This is a genomic window from Arthrobacter sp. M71 S08 (assembly GCF_059089725.1).
The window spans coordinates 233,698-259,094 of sequence record NZ_JBNHEY010000001.1; the positions used below are offsets into that span (position 1 = coordinate 233,698).

Sequence of the window (25,397 nt, forward strand, 5' to 3'; positions counted from 1 at the left end):
AGGAGGTGGGCCGAGGGAGCGTTAGGGCTCGGCTGCTATCTGTTGTCGACGAGGTTGGCTCTGTCGACCTTGCGGTGGAAGTGCATTCCAGCCTTGCCGCCGAGAATCGCACCGACGAGGGCTACGACCGCAGCAATGATCGCGGAGATGATGCCCGCCGTGGTCAGGTTTTCCGCGTTGGGGATCTGCGGGAACGTGTTGAGCTGAGCGAGAATGTTGAACTGGTCGCCTGCGATCGCACCGAGGATGCCGACGATAATCGCGATAACGATCGCCCACACCCACACGGCGATGCCCTGCTTCACACCGTTGAATCGCGCCATCCGGCCTGCGACGTAACCGCCGCAGAAGTAGGCGAGGAACAGGATCACGGCCAGGATGATCGCGCCGATAATTCCGGCGGTCTGCGGGTCCTGCGTGGCTTCGCCCGCCACGTTTGTGTTGGTTGCGTTGCCGATGACTGCGCCGAGTGCGGCGGCCAGTGCGGTCAACAGCACGCCGGTTCCGGTGGCGGTGAGCCAACCGAAGAAGGCCGAGCCGATCTTGATGCTGCCAAACTTCTCCTCTTCACGTTCCAGCAGGTGGTCCCGCTGATCCCGGTCGATGTCGGTGCGCCGGGTGTGATCCCGGTCGAGGTCATCGTGCCGGTTGTGCACCCGGTCGTTGTCCTCTGGCCCGCTGTGGGCTGATCCTGCGCTGGTGCTCATGATCTCTCCTAAAGGTCTGTTTTCGGTGCAGTGATGGGCGAACGCTTATGATCGGCGGTCGCGGTCGCGGTCGACGTCGTCTATGTCGATTCGTTCCTTGCGAACTTCCTCGTGGACGGCCTGCTGCTCGGTGACGGTTTCCTTGTCGAGGCGGACCCGCTCAACAGGTACGGTTTCCTTTTCGATGACCGGGCGCTCCTCATGGAGAACGACTTCGTGCTCTTCCTCGCCCGAGGCGGAGCGGTCCGGGGTTTCATTCCGGTTCGCGTCGGTGACCGGTTCATGCTCGATGCGGACCTCTTCGCGCTGGACCGGGACCGTCTTGGTCACATATTCCGTGACGACGTACTTGCGCAGTCGGGCACGGCCAGCCTCACGGCGCTCGGTGCCCACGTGAAGCTGCTCTTCGGAGCGGGTCATCGAATCGTCCGTGGTCGGGCCGGAGGTGTCATGGCCGACCGTGGTCCGGTCGGACTCATGGTCACCGGAGATTCCGGTGGTGTAGTCATCGGTGTCATACCCGCCGGTGGTGATGCCATAGTAGCGGTAGAGTTCGGCCTCTTTCTGCTCGCTCAGGTGAGCATCTGGATCGACATTGGGTGCGTCCTTGACCTTGGCCTTGGAGTATCGGACGCGGACGTCGTTGCCTTCAAGCGTTGCGCCTTCGAGGGGTGCGAAGGACTCGTTCCCGCCGACAAGCCCGGTGTTGACGGTGACCCAGCTGGGGTTGCCGGTGCGGTCATCGACGTAGATCTGGCCGACGGAGCCGATCCTGTCGCCGTCGTTGGCGATGACGTTGCCTCCGGATTCGAGGATCTGGGACATGTCGTCCTGGGAAATCATGTGTTCTCCTTCTCCAATTGTGGTGCGTTTTGTCCCGGGATCACATGACGATGGATTTCGTCTTGACGCGATCCGGATCATGTACTCGGGCCAAACACGGGAGACGTTCCGGGATAAATATCGGTGGCCGCCGGCTCCCCAACATTCGGAATCCCGGCGGCGGTACCACTAAAACGTAAGCTGGCTGATGATCTTCCTGCAAGGAGCAGGAGGGGCCCGGAATGACATCGTTACCCGGCACAGCGAACCCGTGATGGCTTCGTTACTCGACCTGACCCGCTTGTTTACGGTCGCGCCACTCGGGCCGTAAGGACCGTGATCCCTAGGATGAGAGCATGGCCCCGACCCAGCTGCTTCCCGAACCTGCGCGAGTGATTGTGGAGTCAGATGGGGGAGCCCAGTGGTGGGAGGTCGTCGGAGCATTGGGTCCGCTCGTTGCCCTTCTGGCTGCGGTGATTACCGGCGTGATCGGGTGGAGGAGTCTGCGCCACTCGCAGCGGGTGCTTGAACAGGAGGCTCAAGCTGACCGGTCGGAATTGGAGCAGAGAGCGCTCGCGGACCAGAAGGCGCAGTGGTGGGAACGCGTCCAGTGGGCACTCGACTCGGCCTTATCGAATGACGGCGTTCGAAAGGCAGCAGGAATAGCCATGATCCGGGTGCTTAGTGAGCCGGAGTGGCTGACCAAGGAGGAGATCCTGCTCCTGGATGCCGCGTGGCGGGACGAACTCGAATCGGAAGCACCAGCTCAATCTCGGGGAGCCCGAGCACAGGGAGTTGCGCCTCTCAAGGAATCAGAACAACGGGCAAAAGTGGAAGCCGCCCGGCTCCGTATTGTTCTCGACCGCCGCCTGGGCCGCAGTACGCCCGAATGGGTTAGCGCGATGATTGAAGGCCGATCGACCCCGTGAGCTATTCGTCTTCGGGCGAGGAGCTCTAACCCGGGGTCTGCGGGGGCTTCGGTCGAGGAGTCACCGGTGCGATCGTGCCGTTCGCAGGCCTACGGGCGCGAAAAGACCGCCTAGAGACTGGAGTGGAACCACAACCGGAACGTTCGTACCGATTCTTGTGCTCTCAGACCTTGCAATGCTCCTTACGACCGCGACAGAATGGAGAAACGGCACGATCATGCCGGGTGAGGAATCGGTGCGATGGCAACTTTCGAGCAGACGCTTGCGGAAACCGTACGTGCCCGGCGCGTCGCTGAGCACCTTACGCAAGCTGATCTGGCCGACCTGTCCGGCGTTTCGGAACGCTTTGTCCGCTCTGTTGAACGTGGGAAGCCGACTATCCGGCTTGAGTCGCTATTGGCTGTCCTTCGTACACTTGGGCTCGATCTCGCCGTCACAGGTAGACGTCGTGAGTCAGATGTCCAGGAGGCGACCGGGGCTTCAGGGCATAAGAACCCGTGAAGTCATTTGAGGATGCCAAGGCTCAGCGGCAGGCTGATGTATACAAGCGGGGGGTGCTCGCTGCACGACTGGAACGTTATGAGAGCGGGACACGGTTCAGTTATCTTCCGGAATACCTATTGACGCGCGGTCCGGCGGTGGCGGCATCGCTTCCGCTGTCGTCCGACGCCGTGGTTCTGGTCAGTGGCGCGGTACCCCCATTTTTTGCTGGATTGCTGCCTGAAGGGCGCCGCTTGTCAATGCTGCGCAGGGCTGTGAAAACGTCGATTGACGATGAGCTATCCCTTCTACTCGCAGTGGGAGGTGATCCGGTAGGCGATGTGCAGATCGTCCCTAAAGGTGCCGTGGCGGCAGAGGTAGCTGCCGCCGTCGTGCTGGATCCCAAGGCTCCGGTTGACTTTGATGAGGTGATGGAACGGACCGGCATCGACCCGCGCGCGTTGGCCGGTGTTCAGGACAAGCTCTCGGCCGGGATGATCACTTTGCCGGTGGAAGCAGCGGGTAGACGCTTCATTCTCAAGCTGGATCCACCGGAGTACCGGCATGTGGTTGTGAACGAGTTCCTCATGTACGGGTATGCGCGGCGGCTGAAGGTTCCCACTAGTGCCGTGAACCTGGTTCACGATGTCACGGGGCGGCCCGGTTTATTGGTGGAGCGGTTCGATCGGGAGACAGATGAACAGGGGGGCCTCCGCCGGTTGGCGGTTGAGGATGCATCCCAAATTATGGGCTTGCACCCGGCCGCCAAATACGACGTTTCCTACGACCGCGTGTGCGAGGAATTGACTCGCCTGTGCGACGCTCCACTTCCTGCTTTGCGAAACCTCGCGCTGCAGGGGGTCTTCGCCTGGCTGACAGGGAACGGTGACCTTCACGCCAAGAACGTGTCCCTCCTGGAGGATGCGGGGGGTCGTATCGCTATCGCCCCCATTTATGACATTCCGTCCACTGTGGCCTACGGAGACAGGACACTGGCGTTACCGGTTGGGGGGAAACGAACGGGTATTTCCCGCAAGCATCTGCTGGGCTGGATGCAGGAAGTGGGGCTGCCGCAGCGGGTAGGAGAGCGCGTTCTGGAGGTTGCCTTGAATGCAACCCGGGGTCTGACCGATGACCTGAGTGGGGGAGCTGTGCCTCTCTCGGACGCCGAGATCAAAGGCTGGGTGAAAGAACTGAAGAACCGCCGACGCCTGGTCGAGGCCGGATAGGCGCAGACTGCCAGCCGTCAGGCCTCAGCGCTCCTTAGGCACCGGCCCCGTTGACGTTCCGCCCTCCAGCGTGCACATCACCAGTTCCTGCCGCAGCTCCGACGCCCGGCCCTCCAGCTGGTCGATCAGAGCCTCGACGCCCATCCGGCCCAGTTCGACGCTGGGGGAGGACATGACGGTCAGCTCGGGGTCTGCCATCGCTGCCATCTCGACTGACGACCCGACCGACAGCACAGACAGGTCGCGCGGAATTTCGATTCCCGCGTGCCGCAACCCGCTCACAAATCCCGTGGCCGCCAATTCGTTCTGAATGATGACGCCGGTGGCGTCCGGGAAGTCGCGCAGCAACTCTGCCGCCGCAGCCTTCCCTGCTCCAGGGTTCGCCTCGCACGTGAACGACGCCGGCTCAAGCGCCTGGCGCTTCATCTCGGCTTCGTAGCTGTCCCGGGAGCGGCCCACCGGGCCGAACCCTTCGAGCTCGCGGCTGCCGACGGCGTCGTCCAGCAGCACAATGCGTGAGTGCCCCAGTTCGGTGAGGTGCTGCACCGCGGCAACAAGCGTGTCCTCGAAGTTGATGTCGACGTAGGTCAGGGCGCTCGGATCGCGGGTGCGCCCGATCAGGGCGAACGGTGTCCCCGACTTCTCCAGTTCCTCCACGCGCGGATCATCCAGCTGAACCTCCATCAGAATAACGCCGTCCACCAGTCCACTTGAGGTCAGCTCGGTGGTCTGGCCGGCGTCGTTACTGATGGGCCACAACACCAGGTTGTAGCCGAGCTCCCGAGCCGCAGCCGCAGCGCTCGTGAAGAACTGCACGATGGTCCCGCTGAAGGAATGCTGCAGCGCCGGAAAGAGCAGCGCGATGATTCGTGTGCGCTTGCTGGCCAGGGCCCTGCCGACGACGTTCCGCCGGAACCCCAGTTCCTGCATAGCCGCCTCGACCTTCGCCCGGGTGGCTGGCGAGACCGGCTTGGTGTTGTTGATCGTGAAGGACACCGTAGCGATGGACACGTTGGCGTGCCGGGCAACGTCCTGCATGGTGGCCACGGGAACCGTCCTTCGGGTCAGCAATATGCCGCGGACGCCTGTGATTGGGCTCCGTTCGGCCCTTCCAGTAAAGCGTTTAAATTTTTCCTTGACAAGGCCGGTGTCACGGACCACACTCGATGGTGGCGGTCGAGTTAAGCGTTTTACTAGCCGCACAGTCCGCCCCGGAAACGCCACACAATTCACAACAAAGGAGTTGCTCCATGCCGCGATCCCTGAGAGTGGCCCTCATCGGCTACTCGTTCATGGGCTCCATCCACGCACAGGCCTGGACGACGGCGCCCCGCTTCTTTGACCTCGGCGCCTCACCACAGCTCGCCCTCGTCTGCGGCCGCAACGCCGACGCCGCGGGGGAGTTCGCGCAAAAGTTCGGCATCGACCGGGTCGAGACCGACTGGCGCAAGGCCGTCGAGGACCCGGAGATCGACGTCGTCGACATCTGCACTCCCGGCAAGCTCCACGCGCCCATCGCCATCGCCGCGTTGAAGGCCGGCAAGCACGTCCTCTGCGAGAAGCCCCTCGCCAACACCCTCGAGGAAGCGCAGGCCATGACCGACGCCGCCGAACAGGCGGCCGCGAACGGCACCAGGGCGATGGTCGGCTTCAGCTACCGCCGCACCCCGGCGCTCGCCTACGCAAAGCAACTGGTCGAAGACGGCCGCATCGGCACCATCCGCCACATCCGCGCCGCCTACCTCCAGGACTGGATCACGGACGAGGACTTCCCGCTGGTCTGGCGCCTCGACCGCGAGCAAGCCGGCTCAGGAGCCCTGGGCGACATCGGCGCGCACATCCTCGACCTCGCCCAGCACCTCACCGGCCACATCCTCACTGGCGTCAGCGCGCTCACCGAGACGTTCGTGCCCACGCGGCCGCTGCCGTCGTCGTCCTCCGGGCTCAGCGCACAAAGCGGCACCGCAGCGAACGACGGCGGAACCACGGAGCGCGGGGAAGTCACCGTCGATGACGCCGTCGTCGTGCTCGCAAGGACCGACGGCGGCGCGCTGGCCACGTTCGAAGCCACCCGTTTTGCGACCGGCCGGAAGAACGCGCTGCGCATCGAGGTCAACGGCTCGAAAGGCTCGTTCGCGTTCGACTTCGAGAAGCTCAACGAGCTCGAGTTCTACGACAACACCCAGCCGGCCACGAGCGAGGGTTTCCGGCGGATCCTCGTCACCGAACCCGACCACCCCTACGCCGGCGCGTGGTGGCCGCCGGGTCACGGCCTGGGCTACGAGTCCACCTTCACGCACGAGATCGCCGACTTCGTCCGCTGCATCGCGACCGATACAGCACCGGCACCATCCTTCCGCGACGGCCTGCAGATCCAGCAGGTCCTCGCGGCCGTCGAAGCCAGCGCCGCGCAGAACGCGGCCTGGCACAGCATCCCGTCCCCCTGACAAATCCTCCAAGAACAGCTAGGCAAAGGAGCCCCATGAAAAACAACCGGAAACTCACAACGCTCACCGCGATGGCAGCCATCGCACCGTTCGCGCTGACCGCGTGCGGGGGAGGAGGCGGCGCCGCCGCAGAGCCGGGCGGAGACGTCGAGTCCCTCACCGTCGTCGACTACTACAACAACGAGCCGGACAAGACCCTCGTCCAGGAGGCCATCGACCGGTGCGCCACCGAACTGGGCGTCACCATCGAACGCGAGACCGTCCCCGGCCAGGACCTCATCCAGAAGGTGCTGCAGCGCGCGTCATCGCAGACCCTGCCGGACGTGCTCATGATCGACAATCCTGACGTCCAGGAAATCGCCGCCACCGGCGGGCTGTCACCGCTGAGCCAGTACGACGTCGACACCTCCGGCTTCGCGCAGGGCATGCTGGAGGCTGCCACGTACGAGGGTGAGGTTTACGGACTTGCACCGACCGCGAACACGCTCGGCATCTTCTACAACACGGAGCTGCTGGAGGCAGCCGGCGTCGAACCGCCCCAGACCTGGGACGAGCTCAAGACCGCGGCCGAGAAGCTCACGCAGGGTGACACGTACGGCATCGCGTTCTCCGCCGTCGCCACCTATGAGGGCAGCTGGCAGTTCCTGCCGTTCATGTGGTCCAACGGCGGCGACGAAACCGACCTCACCAGCCCCAAGGTGGCCGAAGCGCTCGCGCTCTGGAAGGACCTCGTCGGCAGCGGTTCCGCATCCGAGGCAGTCATCAACTGGTCGCAGGGCGATGTGAAAGACCAGTTCGTCGCGGGCAAGGCAGCCATGATGGTCAACGGGCCCTGGCAGATCCCCGGCCTGCAGGAAAACCCGGACGTGAAGTGGGACTCCGTGCAGATCCCCGTCAACGAGGAGGGTCAGACCTCCGTTGCACCGCTCGGCGGCGAGGTCTGGACCGTCCCGGTCACCGGCGACGACGCCAAGCAGGCCAAGGCGGCCGAGTTCGTCGAGTGCATGAGCAATGACGAGAACCAGCTCGCGCTCGCCGAAGCCCGCTACACCGTGCCCACCAAGACCGAGTTGGCCGAAGAGTACGTCGCCAAGGTTCCGGAGATGGAGTCCTTCACCGAGCAGGTCGCCAACGCCCGCTCGCGCACCGGACAGCTCGGCGAGGACTGGCCGGAAGCCGCCACCACCATCTATACCGCCATCCAGCTTGCCCTGACCGGCAAGGCGGAGCCCGCCGAAGCGTTCGAGCAAGCCTCGGCAGGATAGCCCAGACATGCGCAGGATACTCACGGCGATGCGCAGGAAAGGACGCCTCTCATGACACAGATCGACAGCGCTCCGGCGACGACCTCCTCCCGCAGTCAGGACACACCACCAGCACCAGTACGACGACGGCGGCTCGGCCGCGAGGGAATCACTCGCCTCCTGTTCGTGGCGCCGGCGGCCCTCTACCTGGTGTTGTTCTTCGGCTACCCGGTGGTCAAGAACATCATCATGAGCCTGCAGGAGTACACCACCAAGACCTTCTTCACCGGAGAAGCGCCCTGGGTGGGGTTCGCGAACTATCAGGCGGTGTTCAGCAGCAACCTGTTCTGGCCGTCCATGACCAATACGGCGCTGTTCACCGTCGGGTCCATTGCCGGGCAGTTCGTGATCGGGTTGGCGCTCGCGTGCTATTTCAAGCGGCGCTTCCCGTTGAGCAACTTCCTGCGCTCGATGCTGCTCCTGCCGTGGCTCCTGCCGCTCATTGTTTCCAGCGCCACCTGGCGTTCCATCCTCGATCAGGATTCCGGGATCCTCAACCAGTTCCTCGGCATTTTCGGGGTGTCACCGGTTCCGTGGCTGACCAGCCCGGCGGTGGCGCTGCTCGCCGTGATTTTGGTGAACATCTGGGTGGGCATCCCGTTCAACGTGACCATTCTCTACGGGGGTCTGCAGGACATCCCGGACGAGCTCTACGAGGCGGGCGCGCTGGACGGTGCCACTGGGTGGAAGGCGTTCTGGAACATCACGCTGCCGAACCTGAAGCCGGTGGTCAGTGTGGTGCTGGTGCTCGGCGTCGTCTACACCATCAAGGTGCTGGACATCATCCTGGGCCTGACCAACGGTGGGCCGGCGAATGCGACGCAGACGCTGTCCATCCGTTCCTACCAGGAGTCGTTCGTGAACTTCGAGTTCGGGGTGGGTGCCGCGTTCAGCAACATCCTGATCGTGATCTCGCTGGTGTTCGCCGTCATCTACCTTCGTGCCAACCGGCGCGCAGTCGACGAGTAAGGGGACAACCGTGACCACTATGGAAACCGCCGTCGTGCCCGTTCCGGCGCAGCGCAACGCGGGCAAGCAACGGACGCGCTCCGCCACCTATACAGCGCTGGGGATCCTGTTTCTGGCAGTGATGCTGTTCCCCGTGTACTGGATGGTGAACGCGTCGCTGCAGCCCTCCGGCAACACGCTGACGGCGGACTTCTTCCCGTGGAACCCGAGCTTCGAGGGGTACCGGAAGGCGATCGCCGAGCAGGGACAGAACCTCGTCACCAGCCTGATCGTCTCGCTGGGGACGGTGGTGTTCAGCCTGCTCGTCGCGGCGCCCGCAGCATACGCGCTGGCGCAGTTCCGGTTCCGCTGGGTGAACATCGCACTTCTGGCAATCCTGATCTCGCAGATGATTCCGGGCATCGTGATCGCCAACGCACTGTACGCGGCGTACAACGACCTCGGGCTGCTCAACAGCATCCCCGGCCTGATCCTCGCCGACGCCACGCACGCCATTCCGTTTGTCATCCTCATCATGCGGGCGTTCATGATCGGCATTCCGACGTCGATCGTGGAGGCCGCCAGGGTCGACGGCGCCGCCCTGGTCCGGGCGTTCGTCTCGATTGTGCTGCCGATCAGCCGGAACTCGCTCATCACCGCGGGCCTGTTCGCGTTCCTGTTCTCCTGGAGCGATTTCCTGTTCGCGCTGACCCTCACCACCACGGACGAGGTGCGGCCGGTGACGCTGGGCATCTACCAGTACCTGGGCACGCAGGTGTCCAACTGGAGTGCCGTCATGGCCACCGCTGTCCTGTCCTCCCTGCCGGCGATCGTGCTGTTGATCCTGGCCCAGAAATACATTGCGGCCGGTGCCACCGGCGGGGCCGTCAAGTAAACGTTCCTAACGAAAGTGAGAAAACCATGACCACCACAGACACCCTGCGCGTCCTCGTCTGGGGCGAGAACCGCCACGAGCAGGTCCAGCCCGAAGTCCGCGCCATCTACCCCGACGGCATGCACAACACCATCCGCGAGGGCATCGAGGAGAACCTCGGGGCGCGGGCTGTTGTCAGCACCGCCACGCTTGATGATCCCGAGCACGGCCTCACCGAGGACGTCCTCGAAAACACCGACGTACTGGTGTGGTGGGGGCATGCCGCGCATGGCGAGGTGGCGGACGACGTCGTCGAACGCGTCCACCGCCACGTGTTGGCGGGCATGGGGCTGGTGGTGCTGCACTCGGGCCACTGGTCGAAGATCTTCGGCAAGCTCATGGGGACCTCGTGCACGCTGCGGTGGCGGTCCGAGCGCGACCGCGAGATCGTGTGGACCGTGAACCCGGCGCACCCGATTGCCCAGGGCGTGCCGCACCCGTTCATCATTCCCGAGCAGGAGATGTACGGGGAGTTCTTCGACATTCCCGCGCCGGATGAGCTGATCTTCCTCAGCACCTTCAGCGGCGGTGAGGTGTTCCGCAGCGGCTGCACGTTCAAGCGCGGCTTCGGGAAGATTTTCTTCTTCAGCCCGGGCGATCAGGACTACCCGGTCTACCACCACAAGGACGTGCGCCGCGTGATCGCCAACGGCGTCGAGTGGGCCAAGACGCTGCGGCCCGAGCGCACCGACCCAGTCCTGCTGCGCTACGAGACCGAGGACTTCTACACCGGCCACGGCTACCAGGGAGCGATGAGCAGTTGATCACCTTCAAAACAGTTGAGACCGCCGGGCCGCTACGCGTGGTGCAGGTGGGTGCCGGCGGAATGGGCAAGGCCTGGATTCAGACACTTCAAGCAAACGACGACGTCGAACTGGTCGGCCTCGTGGACCTGAACCTGGGTGCCGCGCAGGCCGCGGTCGACGAGTTCGGGCTACGGGATGTTGTGCTGGGCACCTCCGTATCCGAGGTTGCCGCTGCTTCTGGTGCTCACGCCGTCGTGAATGTGACGGTGCCAGCGGCGCACCATCCCGTGAATGTGGAGGCGATGTTCGCCGGGTTGCCGGTTCTGTGTGAGAAACCGGTGGCGCCGACCGTGGCGGAGGGCTTGTCGCTGGCGGCTGCGGCGGAGGTCAGTGGGCAGTTGTTGATGATCAGCCAGTCGCGCCGGTACTTCCAGGGGCTGACGCAGCTGAAGGAGCTGACCCGGGAGTTGGGTGACGTCGGTGTGGTGACGACCGAGTTCTTCAAGGCCCCGCACTTTGGCGGGTTCCGGGAGGAAATGGCGCATGTGCTGCTGGTGGACATGGCGATCCACCAGTTCGATGCGGTGCGGTTCCTGCTGGATCAGGATCCGGTGTCGGTGTATTGCGAGGAGTTCAATCCGTCCTGGAGCTGGTACGACGGCGCTCCTGCCGCCACCGCTGTGTTCCAGATGAACGGTGGTGCCCGGTACGTATATACGGGCAGTTGGTGTGCGGACGGGCTGGAAACCTCGTGGAACGGTTCCTGGCGGGTCAACGGTGCCGGCGGGACTGCGGCGTGGGACGGTGCTGGTTCACCCATGGTCGAGCTAGTGTCCGGTGCAGCTTCGGTTCCGCCGGTGTCGCATGAGGAGGAGATTGCCGGGGCACTGGCTGAGTTTGTGTCGGCGTTGCGGTCGGGGGAGGTGCCGTCGGGGGAGGTGCACTCGAACGTGTTGAGCCTGGCGATGGTGGAGGCGGCGGTGCAGTCGGCGTCAACCGGCGAGCGGGTGCTGATCGACGACGTCGTGGAGGACGCGTACCGGATTGCGGTGGCATCGGAGCGGCGTATGGACGTGCGGGCGGTGCTGGAGGGCTGGGGTGCAGTGCGGGCGCACGCGGGGGAGCGGGTATCACTCGATAGCAAGGCTTGATTCCGAGGAAGGAAGAGGGGCGGCACCGTTTCGATGCCGTCCCACGGCGTTCTCGGCCAGGTACTTAATTGCCGTCCTACTCGTTCGCTTCAAGCAGTCGGTCGAAGCTGGACAGACCTAGGTCCGGCGCCGTCATTTCGATAAGGATCGTGGTGGTCACGATCGGCTCGGTTTGGTATTGAGCAGGCTTTCCTTTGACCTGGACCGTGCGGGTGGGACCGGGCGCTTTCGACTGGACAGCCCGGAGCTCAACACCGGGAACGCCGTTGACGAGGAGCGGACGGGAGCGCTGCCGCTGGACCAAGGAACGCAAATCTGACGTGGACAGGCGGTCATTCGGGTTTCCGGTAATGCCCAGGACGGTGTCGTTAATCTTGTCCAGCAGGTTGTGCAGGAATGCCTTCTGCAGAGATGCGCCGGAACCGATCCCCGCCCAGGTGATGACGATGCCGACGATGAACGCCAACACGGTGGCAGCGGATGCGTCCCTCAGTGGTGGTATGAAAATCGCCAGGATGGCCGCGAGGATGTATCCGAGGATGACTGAGCCGATGAACATGCTGCAGCCGCCCTTGCCGGGTCGACCGTTCCACTGTTCCGAGGTGAACGAGGCGAGGATTCGCTGCTCGGAGTTCGCTTGTTGCATGGTCAGTCCTCCTTCAGTTCGAGTAGGGCTTCCGCCAGTGCGATGGCTTCACGGGCGTCCCCGAGTTCATCTCGCAGCGACGGATCCTGGGCTTCGCTGATGGACGCGTCCGGTGTGCCGGCTAGATCGGTCATCGCCTTGCGAAGATTCTCACGGTCGATATGGAGCATCCGAGACGATTCCAGCTTCAGCCTGCTGCGTTCCAGTTCCCGGAGGGAGCGGTCGATCTCACTGCAGCGTTGCTGTACGACGGCGAGGCGCTCATCGATCCGTTCGGTGCGCTTTCGGAACATGGACTCCATGTTTCGTGCGACGTCCTGCAGGTCGCTGAGGGACTTGTACGCACCCGGCGTGCCGGCGTGCCCGTCAAGCTTCTGCGTGACGAGCGCTCGACGCCGTTCCCACTGCTGGAGGCCGGTGATGTGCCTGGTGTACATCCAGGTCAGCACCTCGAGACTCGTGGCCACTGAACTTCGCCGGCGCTGGAGTTTGGAGGAGGCCGCGTCGAGGCGCTGGATGAACTCGGTGTAGTTGTCCATGGCTGCTCCTTTGACTGATGAGGCTAGGTCTAGCAGCCAGCTGTGACATTCCGGAGGGCGGGAGCCATACGGTGGTGGATCCGCAACGTCATCCTTGAAGCACTTCGAGCGCCTCCCGGTATTTCTTGGCGAACTTTTCACGGTCCGCGGGGTCCAGCTGGCGAGTGCGCGTCTCGTCAGTGTTGTCCGCGATGTCAGCCAGTTTCACAGCGAGGGCGATCGGGTTTTCCCGGATGGCCCTGTAGTAGTCCTCCTTGCCGACATCTCCGGTGCGGGTGAGAAGCACGACGGCGTCCACCACGTCCTGGCTGATGCCGGCATCGAGCAGATCCTGCGCGCTGATATCGCAGTCCTCGATGACGTCATGCAGCCAGGCAGCGGCCGCTTCGCGGGGGTCCGACAACCTTGCCGCAACCCTCCGCGGATGCTCAATGTAGGCGACCCCAATCCGATCCGTCTGCCCACGATGCGCGATCGTGGCGATCGCCTTCGCGGCGGCGACCTCGGGAGTCAGGCTCTGAGTGCTCATGGCGGGTCCTTTCGCTCGATGCTGATCCAGAACGGCGGCAACTCCGGCTCCGGTTCACAAGCCCAACGCCTCCGACATCTGCAGGCTACTAGCCGGCACCCACATTTCCCGGAGTAGCCGAAGCGCAGGCGGACGGACAGCCCAGGTCACCGGCACATCCAGAAATGTCGGTGCCGGGCGACATGATGATGGTGAGGCCGAACCGCAGGAAAGGTGCCCGCCATGCTGGAAACTCATACCGCCCCGCAGACCATTGAGAACATGCCAACGCATTTGGGTGGGATGCCCGTCGAAGGAACCGCTCTTGACTTGCTCCTCCGCCCATCACCTGAGGATGCATTCGAGTGGAGCGTCAGCCTGAACGGCCGCTGCACTGACTGGCGGGACCTTGAGTCGCGGGACCAGGTGGTCGGCCTGGTCCAGCTAATCTCCACGGATGGTGACTGGCTGATCATCCAGTCGAAGAACCTCGACTACCTTCCTGTGGGACGATACGCGCAGGTCATGAATGTGGGGCGCGGCTATCACGTGGAGGTGGCGCATCAGGACGGCGCGGTGGTCCACAACTGGCGGATCGGCCTGGGGCTGGAAGCGGACGACGACGGCAACGTCCCGTATGGAGGCCCCGCACCGTCGCAGCGGCTCACCTTTGCGGGCGTCACGGAAGTGCTGGATTCCTGGCTCAGAGGTCACGGAGTGCCGCTCGGCTACGGAGCGGCGCTGCACGTCTATGGGTGACGCCCTCCAATCAATTCAGGCATCGAAAACTACAATGAAAGTGACGAAAACATGCGAATAGATCTGCACACGCACTCTCTGCTGAGCGACGGTACGGACACACCCGCCGAACTTGTCGAACAGGCTGCCGCAGCCCGCCTCGATGTCGTCGCCTTGACTGACCACGACATTGTCGCGGGGTGGGACGATGCAGTCGACGCTGGGAATCGGCTGAATATCAAGGTGGTGCGCGGCACTGAGTTCTCTACGACCAACGAGGGCCGCGGACAGCACCTCCTCGGTTACAACTTCTCCGCGGGGCATACTGCTATCGCAGAAATCCTTCAGCGAGGCGACACGTCGCGTAAAAACCGCGTGCCGGACCTTTTCCGCAGACTGGAAGAGATCGGGAAGCCGGTGGACCGCGACTACGTCAACGGACTGGCCGGTGGAACCCCGAGCCGGAAACACATTGCCGCCGGCATGGTGCGGGCCGGGCATGTCGTGACCGAGGACGACGCGTTTGAGCTCTACCTCAATGAAGGAGGCCCGGTATACATCCAGCGATACCGTCCCGCGATTGAAGAAGCGATCGCCGCGATCCGGGATGCGGGAGGCGTGTCCGTCATTGCGCATCCGCGGGACGAAAGGCGGGGTCCCGGCGTCACTGAGGCCGGTTTCGCGGCCCTCGCTGCGGCGGGCCTCAACGGGATCGAGGTAGACCACCAAAAGCACAACTCCGAGGTACGCGCCGAGCTGCGGTCGATCGCGAAGAATTTGGGTCTCGCCGTAACCGGATCGAGTGACTACCACGGTAGGAACAAAATTGACCACGATCTCGCCTGTAACCTGACCGATCCAGAGGTCGCGCAAAACCTGCTCGGGTCCAATTTCGACGGCCGCTAGGCAACGCACCCGGCGCTCGTCCCGCACTCAGCGGTCCGCTTCAACGCGATTCGAGGAGGCAATGGCCTCCGTGCTTCGTGTCCGTCACTCGGTGAAGCACTGTGTGGTTTCGCCGGGACCGGATGCATTGCGCAGGGTCTGGAAGCTTCCGCCAAGAGCGTCTCTGACTGTGATTGCGACACCATGGGCGAACTTGGGCCCTTCTTCGCCGACCCACCAACCTAGATGGTCAACATCCCCGCCGAACAGTCTCACTCTGAACCCGTTCAGGGTGCGCCGGGCGGCTTCGTCTGGATCGGCGACCTTCTGCTCCCAGGATGTACTGCCAGCGGCATCGGCGGTCCATCCATTTCTCTCCAGGATAGGCGTGAGCAATCCACCTCGACCTTGTATGCGGCAATGCAGCATGCCTTCGTCCGCTCGCAATGTCGCTTGCAACTCCCATTCGTCCTTGGGCGGCACGTATGCAACATGAAGTGTTTCGCACTGCGGTAGCGCTGCTAGCACTTGGGCTACCAAACTAGCTGCACGATGCCACCGGTCGGCGTCTTCACGCGATCGTTTTTCATTAGCAGCGAGGCTGGCGTCCTCCATTCCGAATGGAAAGCCCCAATGATATGTGTGGTCATCGGGTTCCCCGTACTCGTATTCTTCCCCTTCTTCATCGTTAGGAAGGATGCGACCGAGTGCCTCCTCCCATGAGCCGTACTGTCTAATCAGGGCGAGCACGGAGGGCCGTTCGTGACCCATAGCGATTTCACCAGTAACCCACGAATCAAAACCGACTAGATCGAAATCAAGATCGGTATCCGTGAAACGGTCAAGGGCATCGAAGCATTCCTCCTCCGTGAAGTGTTGGTCGACCCGTGGGGCGGCAAGCCCCCCGGCCCTCAAAGCATCTTCCCAGAACCCTTTACCTAGCCGAGATCGAAGTAATTCGACCGGCACCGGCCAAGGTCGGTCGACGTCGACGCCTACTTTGCCATTTCGCCGAGCGAATTCCTTAGCGGCAGTCTCATATTCTGCGGGTGTAAGGCTCAATTCGCGGTCGGCGCGAATTGCCAGTGCGGTCGTCTCAATAGTCGCGAGCATTTCAGCAGTTCTACGGTACGGGAACCCCTCATAAAGGAGGTCCCTCAACTCCTGAATGCAAGTTAGAGACATTTTGCCCAATGCCAGCTCGTAGTCGGCCGTCACTTCGTGATGACTACCCGCAAAATAGAGAAGGCTCAGTTTGTCGCTGAGCCGAGGTCCTTGAGGCGCGTTGTGATCGGCCAGAATGCGACTATCCGGAGCACCAGGAGTCCATAGAAGCTCGGCGGCGATATCGTCGTCGATGCTGTTGTCCGTGAGAGCGCGCAGTACCTTAGGAACATCTGCCAGCGCAATTTCCGATCCAAGCAGTTTCTGCACCAGAGCTTCGTGTTTCTCTAGCTCTGCCCAAGCAGCAGCAACGGATCACCACGCCGATATGCATCTTCGACAACTGCCTCCCATGGAGGAAGTGCGGGTCCTGCCATCTCCTGCATATGTGCTCCAGGGTTTCGAATATCTAGAGAAGGTCGCGTAAGCGCAATTGGTCAAAATGATACGTGTATAGCTGCATCAACCGGGCTGACGGAGCTCGCAGAGGCGAGTCATGGTTCCCGAGTGAGCACCTCCATGAAAGCCTCATTCGGCCGCGCGCTCGGCAGCACCTCGCGCACCCGCTCCAACGACTCAAGCGGCGTCAGCCCAGACACCCTCGACCCATAGAGCGCCGCGACTGTCGGCGTTCGGCTCTCCATCCGCACACAGTGCAGCAGCACCCGCTTACCCTCCGAACGGAACTGTCGGACAGCCTCCGCAGCGTCCTGTAGCACGAACTCCACATGAGCGTTCGCGCCCGGCCCGGCAGAATCCAGCAGCCAGAAGCTCGCGCGGTCCTCCGCCGGCACCCGCGCACCATCCACCGTCCCGACCCGGGACAGCGACACAACAGCGTCGTAGTCGTCCCGTGAAAGAGCCGGCGCACCACCCAGCAGCACGCCGTCATCCAGAGCATGCACGACGACGTCCGTCTGGTCGTCGGCGATATAGCCCGAGTTGTCGAACCGCTCGAGATCGGGCCAAGCACCCGGGGTGCGGCCTCGGCCACGGGCGAGTTTCGCCGCTATCCGCATCAGATCCCCGGCGCGGTAGCCGGGCCACCCGTGCAACCAACGGCGCCACTCGAACGGGATGGCGGAATACCCGTACGCCGCACCCAGGAGCCCGCCCGCAATCGCCGCCACTGTATCCGTGTCACGTCCACCCCGAACACAGGCCTCCAGTGCCGCACGCAGATGGGCAGGGCTGGCGGCGAAGTCTGCGGTGGAAACGATGGCACTCCACGCACCCTGGAATGCCTGCACCACCCATCCGTTCTTGTCGAAGTCGCGGGGGAGTGATCGCTCGGCTTCCTCAATACGATTAAGCCAGAGATCGGCCCTCTCCGACGGAAGAAGGTTCAGCCCCACGCGGACGTCCAGCTCACCAGTGAGCACCGCATGGCGGATGGCGAGCGACCACAGCGCACACGCCTCCCCGGCGTCGGGATCGTAATGGGTCAGCGCACTGACGTTGACGGCCGCATCAAAAAGGACGCTGGGCTCCGCCTCGAGATAGCAGAGTGCCACCGGCCCGGTGCGCATCAGGGACCCGTTGCCACCAGACCGGCCGTGACGCTGGTGGAGCTCCGATGCGGCGGCGAAAGCAGCGTCCGCCGCGGACAGCCCTGGCTGGCCACGCAGCATCCCAACTACCGACGAAAGCACGCTGCTCGTCTGCGCACCAACGTCCTTGCTCGTCCGTGCCCACTTAACCCAGCGCTGAACCATTGCAGAGAGGCTCGCTTCACCAACCGGATCCCGACCATCATCCGCCGAATCGAGCATCGCTTCAGCGACCGCAATGGCCATGGAAGTGTCGTCGGTCCACTCCGCAGGAGCGAACCCGAAGGGTCCGCCGCCCTTCATGGTGACCAGGGCGTCGTCGGGCAGGGGCACACCGAACTCGTAGCCGGCGCCGAGCGCATCGCCGGCGGCAAGCGCAACCAGGACGCCTGCGGCGCGGTCGCTCTGAAGAGAATCAAGGTTCATGGGGCCTCCAAAAGGGTTGTGAAATGTTCTAGCAGGTGGCTCTGACGTTTTCAGCCGCCCATGATGGGATGGCGTGCATCCCAGCCGGTGAGATGCGCGAGGACCGGCTCGTGCCCGGGCGTCTTGTACGTGACGCCGTTGACGGAGACCGGACCGCCGTCGCGCGACAGGCCGAGCTCCATCACCCGCACCGCAAGATCCCTCGCGGACTGCGCGGGTGTCAGCACGTGCGGCAGGCTCGAGGCGGTGAGCTGGATGTCCAGCATCGCCGCTTCCACCAGTGCGCGGTAGTGCTGCACAAAAAGCCGGTGGCTCCCGAACAGCTCGATCATGAGCGCCTTCCCACCGAAACCGACGACGACGCTGCGCTGCCCGTCGATCGGCCTCGGCAACGCTGTGGCATCGAAAGCACGTCCGGCGCCTGCGTCGAGATGCTCGACGAGCGAGCCGGTCGCGGAGACGGTGTTCACCCCCTGGAAGCGGCCGACCCTCGACCACACCCGCTGCTGGACGGCGCCGCCGGAGTGCGTCCGGTTCAGTTCGGCGCGCACGTTCAGCGGTGCGCGGCGGCCGGAATGGCCATGCGCGCTCGCCCCACCCCACCGGCCCTGCTCAACGCAGAGGGTGTCAACTTCCCGGGTCTCGCCGGGAGCGAGAATGACGTCCCGTGCGCAGACCCGGTGCTGGTGGCCGCCCTCAAGCAGCTCGCCCTCGAGGAGGAGCGCCGGTTTGGTGTTCCGGTTTGTGACCAGGAGTTTGGCGACCTGCGGACCGCCGGGGAGCTCGGTCACGGACAGGTTCGCTGCAGCGCCGGTCGTAAGGCTGACGACGGCCGGACCCTCGCACCAGACGGGGAAGAGCGTGAGGGGCCCGACCTGATGGCCGCTGCCTACATGTAGCTGGCTGATTTTCATGGTGCCTCCGATCCGGCTGCCGGGGCAGTCGCTCTGTCGATATTGCGCATATTTGCGCTAAATTAAGACTAGGCCCATTTGGATGATTAGCGCAAGTGTGCGCAAAATGGTCGCATGACTTCAGCGAACGACGCCGGCAGTGCCCTTGAGCAGTACCCTCGCCCTTCGGTCGCTGTGGATACTGCGGTACTCAGCATTTCCGAGGGCCGGCTGTGCGCCTTGTTGGTGGGAACCTCGGTGTCAAACTCCGGCTGGGCGTTGCCCGGCGCCTTCCTGCATCCTGGGGAGACGCTGGCTGATGCGGTGTTGCGCTCCCTTCGGAACAAGGCGGGCATAAGCGGCCGCACTCCGCGGCAGCTGCATGTGTTCGACGATCCGAAACGTGATCCCCGAGGGTGGGTGTTGTCGGTGGCGCACGTTGACTTCGTCCCGGAGCGGAAGCTCGCCGACGCACTGCAGAGCGACGCGGTACGACTCGTACCATTTGAGGACCTAATGGCCGGAAAACCCGAGCTGCCGTTTGACCACCCGATCATCCTCGCCAAGGCGCTTGAGTTCGTTCGGACCGCCTACGCCGAGCACCCCGATCCAGGTGGATTGATGAGAGAGCCGTTCACACTGCGCGAGCTCAGGCTCATGCACGAGATCGTCGCGGGGGAGCCCCTGCAGCGCGATACCTTCCGCCGGCTGATGGAGCCGCAGCTCAAGGAGACAGGCGACATGTCCGACGGCGGTCGCGGCCGGCCGTCGCGACTATTCCGTAAGGGTTTATAGGTAATCGCGGAGGACCTGAGACCTGGAGGGATGCCTCAGTTGACTCATGGTCTTCGACTCGATCTGGCGGATGCGCTCCCGCGTCACGCCGTAAACCTTCCCGATGGCGTCCAGTGTCTTTTCCTCGCCATCTGTCAGGCCGAATCGCATCGCGATCACGCCCGCCTCGCGTTCTGGCAATGTGTCGAGTACCGAGTGCAGCTGTTCCTGCAGCAGAACGAAGCTGACTTTTTCGAGGGGCGGCGTGTCCAGTGGGTCGAAGAGCTGCTCCGATAGTGGCTCAGTACCGCCCCGGCCATCAGGGACGTGCAGATCGAGGGAGAAAAGCGGCTTCTGCAGAGAGAGAAGATATTCGACCTTCTCCACCGTATTGTTGGTCACCGCAGCAAGTCGGTCGACGCCCAGCTGCGAGGTCTCGTCGTTTTCCGCTTGCGCAGACCATATTTTCTGGATCTGTTCGACGACATGTACTGGAAGGCGTATCGGGCGCCCCCGATCCGCCAGACCTCTTGTGATGGCCTGCCGAATCCACCACGTCGCGTAGGTCGAGAACTTGAAGCCCTTGGTGTAGTCGAACTTCTGAACCGCTCTGTAGAGTCCCAGGTTGCCTTCCTGGATCACATCGAGGAACTCCAGACCCTTGTTTGTATAACGTTTGGCCAATGAGACTACGAGGCGGAGATTTGAGTTCAACAATGCCTCCATCGCTTGGTGCCCCTTACGCACGATGGCTCTCATTTCCCGGGTCTCCCGGCGAGACCACTCCCTACCGTTCTCCAGAAGGTGCTGCGCGAAAAGCCCCGCCTCGATGTCCTGCGCGAACTCGACTTCCTGCTCCGCAGTCAGCAGCTCATAGCGGCCAATTCTGCGCAAATAATCCCTCACGGCGTCGTCGGTTAGCCCTTCAAAACCCGCGAGTTGCTCCTCCCACTCTTCGTCGTCGTCCCAATCGAAGGTGCTCGGGGCGGTCTCATCCGGAACCTCGTCCTCAATTTTCTCGGCGTCCTGATCGCTGGAGTCATCAGGAGATTCTGGCGCGGGCGGCACCACCGGATTCTTCACCGGCAACTCCGGGTAGCGCAGGTACTCCTCGATTCGCGCTAGATCCTGCTCGATATCGAAGAATTCGACGTTTCGTGCGAACGGTAGGACGCGTCCCAGGAATTCCTCGCCCTGCACATCCGGGTCTTCGACGGTGCCCTTCGAGTAGAGAACAACCAGCCGACCCACGCGGCCGTCGTCCTTTTTGCGGATGACACGTCCCAGACGCTGCACCATCTGCCGCTGGCTGCGGTTTGCCGCCACGATGATGCCCAGATCCGCCTCGGGTACATCGATACCTTCATCGAGCAAGCGTGGAGCCGCGAGAATCTGGGAGGCCCCGCTGCGGAAATCGTCCATCCCCTGCTTGCGCTCCTCTCTGGCCATACCGCTGAAAATCGCTGAAGCACGAGACCCCATCGCGGTGTAGAGAGCCTCCGCACGGCGCGCGGAATCCTGTGTCTGCGTGAAGACAAGGGTGCCGCGGGAACCGTCCACGGTTCCCTTGAGCGCGGCGAGCGCGTGGTACTTTTTCTTCGCGTCGGCCAGCAAGGTCAACCGTGATGCCATCGCCCGCACGTACTTCCGGGCCAGCATGGCCTCCCTACTTGCGGAATCGGATCCCGCAAGGGCGCTGACGGCTGCGATGAAGTGTGCGAACGGTCGACGAGGAATGCCCGCGTAGTTCTCAAGGTTGCGTCCGGTCTCGAGCAGGACCTCGGAGTAATCTGCGTATTGCACCTGCTCGCCGTCCGTGAGCTGCACGCCAACCAGAGCGATGTCAAACGGTGCGATCACCTGGTCCTTCAGCGCCCTGTCATACCAGAGGGTGTAAATGACACCACCGAAGTATGGGGTGAGTGCGTTCTCATGCTCCCCGTCGCTTCGTTCGTAAGTAGCGGTGAGCCCGAGACGCCAGGCATATTGTTCCTGCAATGCGCCGGTGAACATGGGGGCAGCGTACCGATGGCACTCATCGGCGATGATGAGTCCGGCTTTGTGGCTTCGAAGCGTCTGACGGTTTGAAGCGGAGTGCACGATGGCCACGAGGATGTCGACATTGTCGAGCGAGTCGGTGCGACCGCCGCCAAGCGCACCGCGCGTTGCCCTGGGGAGATCCCGCTTCAGCGACTCAAGCCACTGGCGCTGCAGCTCGGCTGTCGGCACGAGGATCAGCACTTTGATGCCTTGGCGCACCGCTTCGAAGGCAGCGGCCACGCCCACTCTCGTCTTGCCAGAGCCGGTGACCGCTTCCACGACACCCCGGCGAGCATTGTGATGCCAGGACTTCAGCGCTTCTTGTTGCCACGGATACAGAAAGGCGTAGTCGTAGGATGTCGGGATCGCGGTCGGTATGGCACCGGTCACTTGCCCTGAGAGTCCTGTATCCGCGGCGTCAGCCAGAAGCGTCATGTCATCCCCCAAATGAGTTGCTGTACGAGATGGTCTGAGGCTATGTGACGCCTCTGACGTTTTCCTTGGGGATTAGTGCAGGGTTTGCGAAATTTTGTTTTTTTCGCTGTACTCTCCTTCCCCACGGGGCGTGTTTACCTTGAGCACAGACGACGGATACGCCATCACCGTCAGACTTGGAGGAGAGCATGCCATACGCGCAAAAGGGCACACTGAGGACCGGCAGATCAACGCGTACAGACTCGGTGTTGCTGCGCTACCAGACCGAGGAGCTCTACACCGGCAACGGCCACCAGGATGAACACGACGGCGTCGGCGGCGCATCATCTGGTGAATGTTGAGGCGATGTTCGCCGGGCTACCGATGCTGTGCGAAAAGCCGGTGGCCCCGAGCGTCGCCGAGGGTCTGTCGCTGGCTGCTGCTACGGAGGTGAGGGGCAGCTGATGATCAGCCAGTCCCGCCGGCATTTTCAGGGGCTGACGCAGTTGAAGGCGTTGACTGCTGGGCTGGGTGACGCTGGCGAGATGACGGCCGAGTTCTTCAAGGCCCCCCTTTGGCGGGTCTCGGGAGGAGATGGCGCATGTGCTGCTTGTGGACATGGCGATCCACCAGTTCGATGCGGTGCGGTTTCTGCTGGACCAGAATCCGGTGTGTGTATTGCGAGGAGTTCAATCCGCGTGAAGCTGGTACGACGGCGCGGTAGCCGCCACCGCGGTGTTCCAGATGAGTGGCGGCACCGGTACGTGTACACCGGGAGTTGGTGTGCGGACGGGTTGGAGACTTCGTGGAACGGGTCGTGGCGGGTGAACGGTGCCGGCGGACCGCGGCGTGGGACGGTGCGGGGGAGCCGGTGGCCGAGCTGCTGTCAGGTGCGGCTGCGGTTCATGCTGCGTCGCATGAGGAGGAGATCGCGGGCGCCTTGGTGGAGTTCGTGTGGGCGTTGCGGTCTGGTGAGCCTGGCAATGGTGGAAGCGGCGGTGCAGTCGGGTCGACGAACCAGCGGGTGCTCATCGACGATGTGGTGGGGGCGCGTACGGGGTTGCCGTGGCGTCGCAGCGGCGGGCCGATGTCCGTGCGGTGCTGGGGTCTTGGGCTTACGCGGGGTTTGTCAGACGAACGACGACGTCCAGCTGGTCGGTCTCGTGGACCTCAACCTGGGTGCCGCGCAGGGCAATGAGTTCGCGCCTCGTTCCGGACCGTAGTCGGCGTAGTTTTTTTGAGGAGCGCTCGTCCTACGCCTCGGCGTGCCCGCCGCTCCTCAGGTCACCGGCGTCTCATAGAGGTTACGCACGCTCTTCCCGCCGGTGTTGTTGCCAGTGAAGCTTCAACCACTTCCTCTGGCCGGGAGTCAGGGTGATTCGCAGTGGTTGTGAGTCAAGCCTTGCGTATTCCGGGAACGCATCAAGGCCCCGCTGACTGATGAGCATTGTTGTAGGCTCGACTGCCAGGCGGCCCAGGTCGAAGAGTTGGTGAAGGTCTTTTCGAAGTAGTAGACCGCCGTCCTCGTGGTGCTCTCCTTCAGCTGCGAAGCTGTACAGGTGGGCGGCGTCAAGAGCTTCTTCAGGGCACGGGCCGGACATGGCACAATTGGCGCGGTACTTGTTCAGCAACCGTTGCCGGAACGCGGCCTGCCCTATACGCACACGAACAGTTGCGCGTGAGTGCCCTCCGGCAATTTGCTTCTGTAGGTTCACAACCTGTTGGAGCGGACCGAAACCTGTTCTATCGACTACTGCCTCGGTAAACGCCCTCCAGTCGATCCGCCTGATGCTGTGCTGCGTTCCCTCACTCCCATGACACATAGCTCTGAGCTGCTGGCTTGAGATTGTAGTGAGGTTCCTCCACCCGAAGGAGTACAACGCCGTGTAGTGAGTAACCGCGGCCTCCCTCGACGTCGGGTCGGTGAAGCCCTCCCCTCCTTCTTCGCAACTTCCGCAGCGGTAGTTTCCAAGCGTCTTCCGGTAGTTGATATTCGAACTTTCGCAGAACTTGCAATATCGCAGTGTTTTGAAACCGTCCTTCTGGACGACTCTCTCGATTACCGAGTACCCGAGACTGATCTTCTTGTTGCGAACCACGATGTAATCGCCATCTTCGATCTCTCTACTGTGGGCGACGTTGCTGTCCCAGCGGTACAGAGACTCTGGTTCGTCTGCGTATCCGTCGTTCCCGCCATAGGTCCGGACGTCCCCCATGGCTGAGACGAGCCAAGCATTACCTGTCATTTGCTTTGTGCCCCCGAGTCTGCGTCTGACATCTGTACTTCGATCATCACACAGCTACGTGAATGCGACAGGTTGCATGAAGTCGAGTCTCGATGAATCTGGTTGTCCCCGAGGGGGGCGCCCATATGGATAGGTCTCGGACGGTGTCGCGCCCCGAAGCATCGGATGAGGTCGAAAAGGGGAACATCCAGTAGCGGTAGGACGGTTTGGTGGCGCAGGGCATGCGCTGAGATCCTCTTGGAGTGTGCCGGGAGAGGGCCAACCACCGCGGCATCAACGGAGTCACCATCCGCACCAGCATATGCCGTCTGCCCGCTCACCAGGGGTGCGACAAGCTCAACAACTTCACGCAGGCCCTACAAGAGTGCGTTCTGCGCACGGTGTCCTGGCATCCTGCCTATTCCGGTGGATTGCGGGCCTGGACCGGGGTCCGGGCTGCTGTCTCAACTGCGTCGGCCGCGCTCAATAAGTCCTCGTGCTCCCAAAACCTGAGAACTGTCCACCCGGCAACCTGCAGCCGGCTGTTAGTGTCAGCGTCTCGCGCCCGGTTTCCATCAAGCTTACGTTGCCACCAAGATCGGTTGTTTTTCGGCTGGGTTCCATGCACGGGGCACCCGTGCCAAAAGCACCCGTCAACGAATACCGCCACCTTGGCACGTGTAAACATGATGTCCGCTCGCCGGCGCGGAATACCCGGTAGCGGAGCGTCCACCCGATACCGTAGACCTCGGCGGTGGAGCTCTCGCCGAAGAACCATCTCCGGAACGGTGTCCTTCCTAGGGTACCGGGCCATACGGCGGGACAGAGCTGGATCCACCAATGCTGCTGCGGGGAAGGGAGGAATGACCAGCGAGCTCCCGTACTCATCGTCTTTCAC

The 25,397-nt window shown here is 62.9% G+C and carries 25 protein-coding genes; 13 read left to right on the plus strand and 12 right to left on the minus strand.

From position 1 onward, the window contains the following. Window positions 1-35 precede the first annotated feature (35 nt). Both AC5RTB_RS01140 and AC5RTB_RS01145 read right to left on the minus strand, forming a co-directional pair. Window positions 36-707 carry a hypothetical protein gene (locus tag AC5RTB_RS01140; RefSeq protein WP_494059234.1) on the minus strand — a complete coding sequence of 224 codons (672 nt, stop codon included), beginning with the start codon at window positions 705-707 and terminating at the stop codon, window positions 36-38. Between the two features lie 45 nt (window positions 708-752). Beyond that, entirely contained in the window at window positions 753-1,550 is a 798-nt protein-coding gene (locus AC5RTB_RS01145) for a YsnF/AvaK domain-containing protein (RefSeq protein ID WP_494059235.1), read from the minus strand. A 335-nt stretch (window positions 1,551-1,885) separates the two neighbouring features. Between AC5RTB_RS01145 and AC5RTB_RS01150 the strand changes: the two genes are divergently transcribed. The 3 genes from AC5RTB_RS01150 to AC5RTB_RS01160 all read left to right on the plus strand — a co-directional run bounded on the left by AC5RTB_RS01150 (window position 1,886) and on the right by AC5RTB_RS01160 (window position 4,167). Beyond that, window positions 1,886-2,458, plus strand: a complete 573-nt coding sequence (locus tag AC5RTB_RS01150) for a hypothetical protein (RefSeq protein ID WP_494059236.1) — start codon at window positions 1,886-1,888, stop codon at window positions 2,456-2,458. A 240-nt stretch (window positions 2,459-2,698) separates the two neighbouring features. Beyond that, entirely contained in the window at window positions 2,699-2,959 is a 261-nt protein-coding gene (locus AC5RTB_RS01155; protein ID WP_494059237.1) for a helix-turn-helix transcriptional regulator, read from the plus strand. Beyond that, a complete protein-coding gene (locus tag AC5RTB_RS01160; protein WP_494059238.1) occupies window positions 2,956-4,167 on the plus strand; it encodes a type II toxin-antitoxin system HipA family toxin in 1,212 nt (403 codons plus the stop codon). Before AC5RTB_RS01155 ends, AC5RTB_RS01160 begins: the two co-directional genes overlap by 4 nt. Window positions 4,168-4,191: 24 nt before the next feature. On the opposite strand, the gene AC5RTB_RS01165 is transcribed toward AC5RTB_RS01160, so the two are convergent. Then, entirely contained in the window at window positions 4,192-5,205 is a 1,014-nt protein-coding gene (locus AC5RTB_RS01165) for a LacI family DNA-binding transcriptional regulator (RefSeq protein ID WP_494059741.1), read from the minus strand. A gap of 212 nt (window positions 5,206-5,417) precedes the next feature. On the opposite strand from AC5RTB_RS01165, the gene AC5RTB_RS01170 reads away from it, so the two are divergent. The 6 genes from AC5RTB_RS01170 (at window position 5,418) to AC5RTB_RS01195 (ending at window position 11,697) form a co-directional block, all read left to right on the plus strand. Beyond that, on the plus strand, window positions 5,418-6,614 hold the full coding sequence (locus AC5RTB_RS01170) for a Gfo/Idh/MocA family protein (protein ID WP_494059239.1): 1,197 nt from the start codon (window positions 5,418-5,420) through the stop codon (window positions 6,612-6,614). 35 nt (window positions 6,615-6,649) lie between these two features. After that, window positions 6,650-7,879, plus strand: coding sequence for a sugar ABC transporter substrate-binding protein (locus AC5RTB_RS01175; RefSeq protein WP_494059240.1), 1,230 nt, complete (start codon window positions 6,650-6,652; stop codon window positions 7,877-7,879). Between the two features lie 51 nt (window positions 7,880-7,930). Next, complete coding sequence (locus AC5RTB_RS01180) at window positions 7,931-8,887, plus strand: carbohydrate ABC transporter permease (RefSeq protein WP_494059241.1); 957 nt, start codon at window positions 7,931-7,933, stop codon at window positions 8,885-8,887. Window positions 8,888-9,008: 121 nt separating this feature from the next. After that, a complete protein-coding gene (locus AC5RTB_RS01185; protein ID WP_494059742.1) occupies window positions 9,009-9,761 on the plus strand; it encodes a carbohydrate ABC transporter permease in 753 nt (250 codons plus the stop codon). A gap of 26 nt (window positions 9,762-9,787) precedes the next feature. Beyond that, the gene (locus AC5RTB_RS01190) at window positions 9,788-10,564 is read left to right on the plus strand and encodes a ThuA domain-containing protein (protein WP_494059242.1); all 777 of its coding nucleotides are present in this window, start codon (window positions 9,788-9,790) and stop codon (window positions 10,562-10,564) included. Next, on the plus strand, window positions 10,564-11,697 hold the full coding sequence (locus AC5RTB_RS01195) for a Gfo/Idh/MocA family protein (RefSeq protein WP_494059743.1): 1,134 nt from the start codon (window positions 10,564-10,566) through the stop codon (window positions 11,695-11,697). Before AC5RTB_RS01190 ends, AC5RTB_RS01195 begins: the two co-directional genes overlap by 1 nt. Before the next feature lie 76 nt (window positions 11,698-11,773). On the opposite strand, the gene AC5RTB_RS01200 is transcribed toward AC5RTB_RS01195, so the two are convergent. The 3 genes from AC5RTB_RS01200 to AC5RTB_RS01210 all read right to left on the minus strand — a co-directional run bounded on the left by AC5RTB_RS01200 (window position 11,774) and on the right by AC5RTB_RS01210 (window position 13,411). Further along, window positions 11,774-12,343 (minus strand): hypothetical protein, encoded by a 570-nt coding sequence (locus AC5RTB_RS01200; protein WP_494059243.1) that lies wholly within the window; start codon window positions 12,341-12,343, stop codon window positions 11,774-11,776. Window positions 12,344-12,345: 2 nt separating this feature from the next. Beyond that, window positions 12,346-12,882 carry a hypothetical protein gene (locus tag AC5RTB_RS01205; RefSeq protein ID WP_494059244.1) on the minus strand — a complete coding sequence of 179 codons (537 nt, stop codon included), beginning with the start codon at window positions 12,880-12,882 and terminating at the stop codon, window positions 12,346-12,348. Between the two features lie 88 nt (window positions 12,883-12,970). Next, window positions 12,971-13,411 (minus strand): HD domain-containing protein, encoded by a 441-nt coding sequence (locus AC5RTB_RS01210; RefSeq protein ID WP_494059245.1) that lies wholly within the window; start codon window positions 13,409-13,411, stop codon window positions 12,971-12,973. 222 nt (window positions 13,412-13,633) lie between these two features. Here AC5RTB_RS01210 and AC5RTB_RS01215 point away from each other — a divergent pair, with 222 nt between their 5' ends. Beyond that, a complete protein-coding gene (locus tag AC5RTB_RS01215) occupies window positions 13,634-14,149 on the plus strand; it encodes a hypothetical protein (RefSeq protein WP_494059246.1) in 516 nt (171 codons plus the stop codon). A gap of 51 nt (window positions 14,150-14,200) precedes the next feature. Beyond that, a complete protein-coding gene (locus tag AC5RTB_RS01220) occupies window positions 14,201-15,034 on the plus strand; it encodes a PHP domain-containing protein (RefSeq protein ID WP_494059247.1) in 834 nt (277 codons plus the stop codon). An 84-nt stretch (window positions 15,035-15,118) separates the two neighbouring features. Here the strand turns inward: AC5RTB_RS01220 and AC5RTB_RS01225 are convergent, their stop codons facing one another. The 3 genes from AC5RTB_RS01225 to AC5RTB_RS01235 form a co-directional block, all read right to left on the minus strand. Further along, on the minus strand, window positions 15,119-16,447 hold the full coding sequence (locus AC5RTB_RS01225; protein WP_494059248.1) for a hypothetical protein: 1,329 nt from the start codon (window positions 16,445-16,447) through the stop codon (window positions 15,119-15,121). Between the two features lie 224 nt (window positions 16,448-16,671). Continuing rightward, the gene (locus AC5RTB_RS01230; RefSeq protein WP_494059249.1) at window positions 16,672-18,153 is read right to left on the minus strand and encodes an ADP-ribosylglycohydrolase family protein; all 1,482 of its coding nucleotides are present in this window, start codon (window positions 18,151-18,153) and stop codon (window positions 16,672-16,674) included. A gap of 50 nt (window positions 18,154-18,203) precedes the next feature. Then, entirely contained in the window at window positions 18,204-19,067 is an 864-nt protein-coding gene (locus AC5RTB_RS01235) for an ARPP-1 family domain-containing protein (RefSeq protein WP_494059250.1), read from the minus strand. A gap of 114 nt (window positions 19,068-19,181) precedes the next feature. Here AC5RTB_RS01235 and AC5RTB_RS01240 point away from each other — a divergent pair, with 114 nt between their 5' ends. Continuing rightward, complete coding sequence (locus tag AC5RTB_RS01240; RefSeq protein WP_494059251.1) at window positions 19,182-19,841, plus strand: NUDIX hydrolase; 660 nt, start codon at window positions 19,182-19,184, stop codon at window positions 19,839-19,841. On the opposite strand, the gene AC5RTB_RS01245 is transcribed toward AC5RTB_RS01240, so the two are convergent. After that, window positions 19,836-22,295 carry a sigma-70 family RNA polymerase sigma factor gene (locus AC5RTB_RS01245; RefSeq protein WP_494059252.1) on the minus strand — a complete coding sequence of 820 codons (2,460 nt, stop codon included), beginning with the start codon at window positions 22,293-22,295 and terminating at the stop codon, window positions 19,836-19,838. The genes AC5RTB_RS01240 and AC5RTB_RS01245 overlap by 6 nt on opposite strands. 188 nt (window positions 22,296-22,483) lie before the next feature. Between AC5RTB_RS01245 and AC5RTB_RS01250 the strand changes: the two genes are divergently transcribed. After that, window positions 22,484-22,636, plus strand: a complete 153-nt coding sequence (locus AC5RTB_RS01250) for a hypothetical protein (protein ID WP_494059253.1) — start codon at window positions 22,484-22,486, stop codon at window positions 22,634-22,636. A 942-nt stretch (window positions 22,637-23,578) separates the two neighbouring features. Here the strand turns inward: AC5RTB_RS01250 and AC5RTB_RS01255 are convergent. Beyond that, window positions 23,579-24,520, minus strand: a complete 942-nt coding sequence (locus tag AC5RTB_RS01255; RefSeq protein ID WP_494059254.1) for an HNH endonuclease — start codon at window positions 24,518-24,520, stop codon at window positions 23,579-23,581. A 397-nt stretch (window positions 24,521-24,917) separates the two neighbouring features. Next, window positions 24,918-25,313: a very short patch repair endonuclease gene (locus tag AC5RTB_RS01260; protein ID WP_494059744.1), complete on the minus strand. Its 396-nt coding sequence runs from the start codon at window positions 25,311-25,313 to the stop codon at window positions 24,918-24,920. Window positions 25,314-25,397 lie beyond the last annotated feature (84 nt).

What these genes read in the sequence shown, in the direction of transcription:
- AC5RTB_RS01215 (WP_494059246.1), top strand. Translation starts at nt 13,634, where the DNA reads ATGCTGGAAACTCATACCGCCCCGCAGACCATTGAGAACATGCCAACG.
- AC5RTB_RS01180 (WP_494059241.1), top strand. Translation starts at nt 7,931, where the DNA reads ATGACACAGATCGACAGCGCTCCGGCGACGACCTCCTCCCGCAGTCAG.
- AC5RTB_RS01190 (WP_494059242.1), top strand. Translation starts at nt 9,788, where the DNA reads ATGACCACCACAGACACCCTGCGCGTCCTCGTCTGGGGCGAGAACCGC.
- AC5RTB_RS01245 (WP_494059252.1), bottom strand. Translation starts at nt 22,295, where the DNA reads ATGACGCTTCTGGCTGACGCCGCGGATACAGGACTCTCAGGGCAAGTG.
- AC5RTB_RS01240 (WP_494059251.1), top strand. Translation starts at nt 19,182, where the DNA reads ATGACTTCAGCGAACGACGCCGGCAGTGCCCTTGAGCAGTACCCTCGC.
- AC5RTB_RS01150 (WP_494059236.1), top strand. Translation starts at nt 1,886, where the DNA reads ATGGCCCCGACCCAGCTGCTTCCCGAACCTGCGCGAGTGATTGTGGAG.
- AC5RTB_RS01175 (WP_494059240.1), top strand. Translation starts at nt 6,650, where the DNA reads ATGAAAAACAACCGGAAACTCACAACGCTCACCGCGATGGCAGCCATC.
- AC5RTB_RS01200 (WP_494059243.1), bottom strand. Translation starts at nt 12,343, where the DNA reads ATGCAACAAGCGAACTCCGAGCAGCGAATCCTCGCCTCGTTCACCTCG.
- AC5RTB_RS01210 (WP_494059245.1), bottom strand. Translation starts at nt 13,411, where the DNA reads ATGAGCACTCAGAGCCTGACTCCCGAGGTCGCCGCCGCGAAGGCGATC.
- AC5RTB_RS01155 (WP_494059237.1), top strand. Translation starts at nt 2,699, where the DNA reads ATGGCAACTTTCGAGCAGACGCTTGCGGAAACCGTACGTGCCCGGCGC.
- AC5RTB_RS01255 (WP_494059254.1), bottom strand. Translation starts at nt 24,520, where the DNA reads ATGACAGGTAATGCTTGGCTCGTCTCAGCCATGGGGGACGTCCGGACC.
- AC5RTB_RS01230 (WP_494059249.1), bottom strand. Translation starts at nt 18,153, where the DNA reads ATGAACCTTGATTCTCTTCAGAGCGACCGCGCCGCAGGCGTCCTGGTT.
- AC5RTB_RS01220 (WP_494059247.1), top strand. Translation starts at nt 14,201, where the DNA reads ATGCGAATAGATCTGCACACGCACTCTCTGCTGAGCGACGGTACGGAC.
- AC5RTB_RS01165 (WP_494059741.1), bottom strand. Translation starts at nt 5,205, where the DNA reads ATGCAGGACGTTGCCCGGCACGCCAACGTGTCCATCGCTACGGTGTCC.
- AC5RTB_RS01185 (WP_494059742.1), top strand. Translation starts at nt 9,009, where the DNA reads ATGCTGTTCCCCGTGTACTGGATGGTGAACGCGTCGCTGCAGCCCTCC.
- AC5RTB_RS01170 (WP_494059239.1), top strand. Translation starts at nt 5,418, where the DNA reads ATGCCGCGATCCCTGAGAGTGGCCCTCATCGGCTACTCGTTCATGGGC.
- AC5RTB_RS01145 (WP_494059235.1), bottom strand. Translation starts at nt 1,550, where the DNA reads ATGATTTCCCAGGACGACATGTCCCAGATCCTCGAATCCGGAGGCAAC.
- AC5RTB_RS01250 (WP_494059253.1), top strand. Translation starts at nt 22,484, where the DNA reads ATGCCATACGCGCAAAAGGGCACACTGAGGACCGGCAGATCAACGCGT.
- AC5RTB_RS01205 (WP_494059244.1), bottom strand. Translation starts at nt 12,882, where the DNA reads ATGGACAACTACACCGAGTTCATCCAGCGCCTCGACGCGGCCTCCTCC.
- AC5RTB_RS01235 (WP_494059250.1), bottom strand. Translation starts at nt 19,067, where the DNA reads ATGAAAATCAGCCAGCTACATGTAGGCAGCGGCCATCAGGTCGGGCCC.
- AC5RTB_RS01140 (WP_494059234.1), bottom strand. Translation starts at nt 707, where the DNA reads ATGAGCACCAGCGCAGGATCAGCCCACAGCGGGCCAGAGGACAACGAC.
- AC5RTB_RS01260 (WP_494059744.1), bottom strand. Translation starts at nt 25,313, where the DNA reads ATGGCCCGGTACCCTAGGAAGGACACCGTTCCGGAGATGGTTCTTCGG.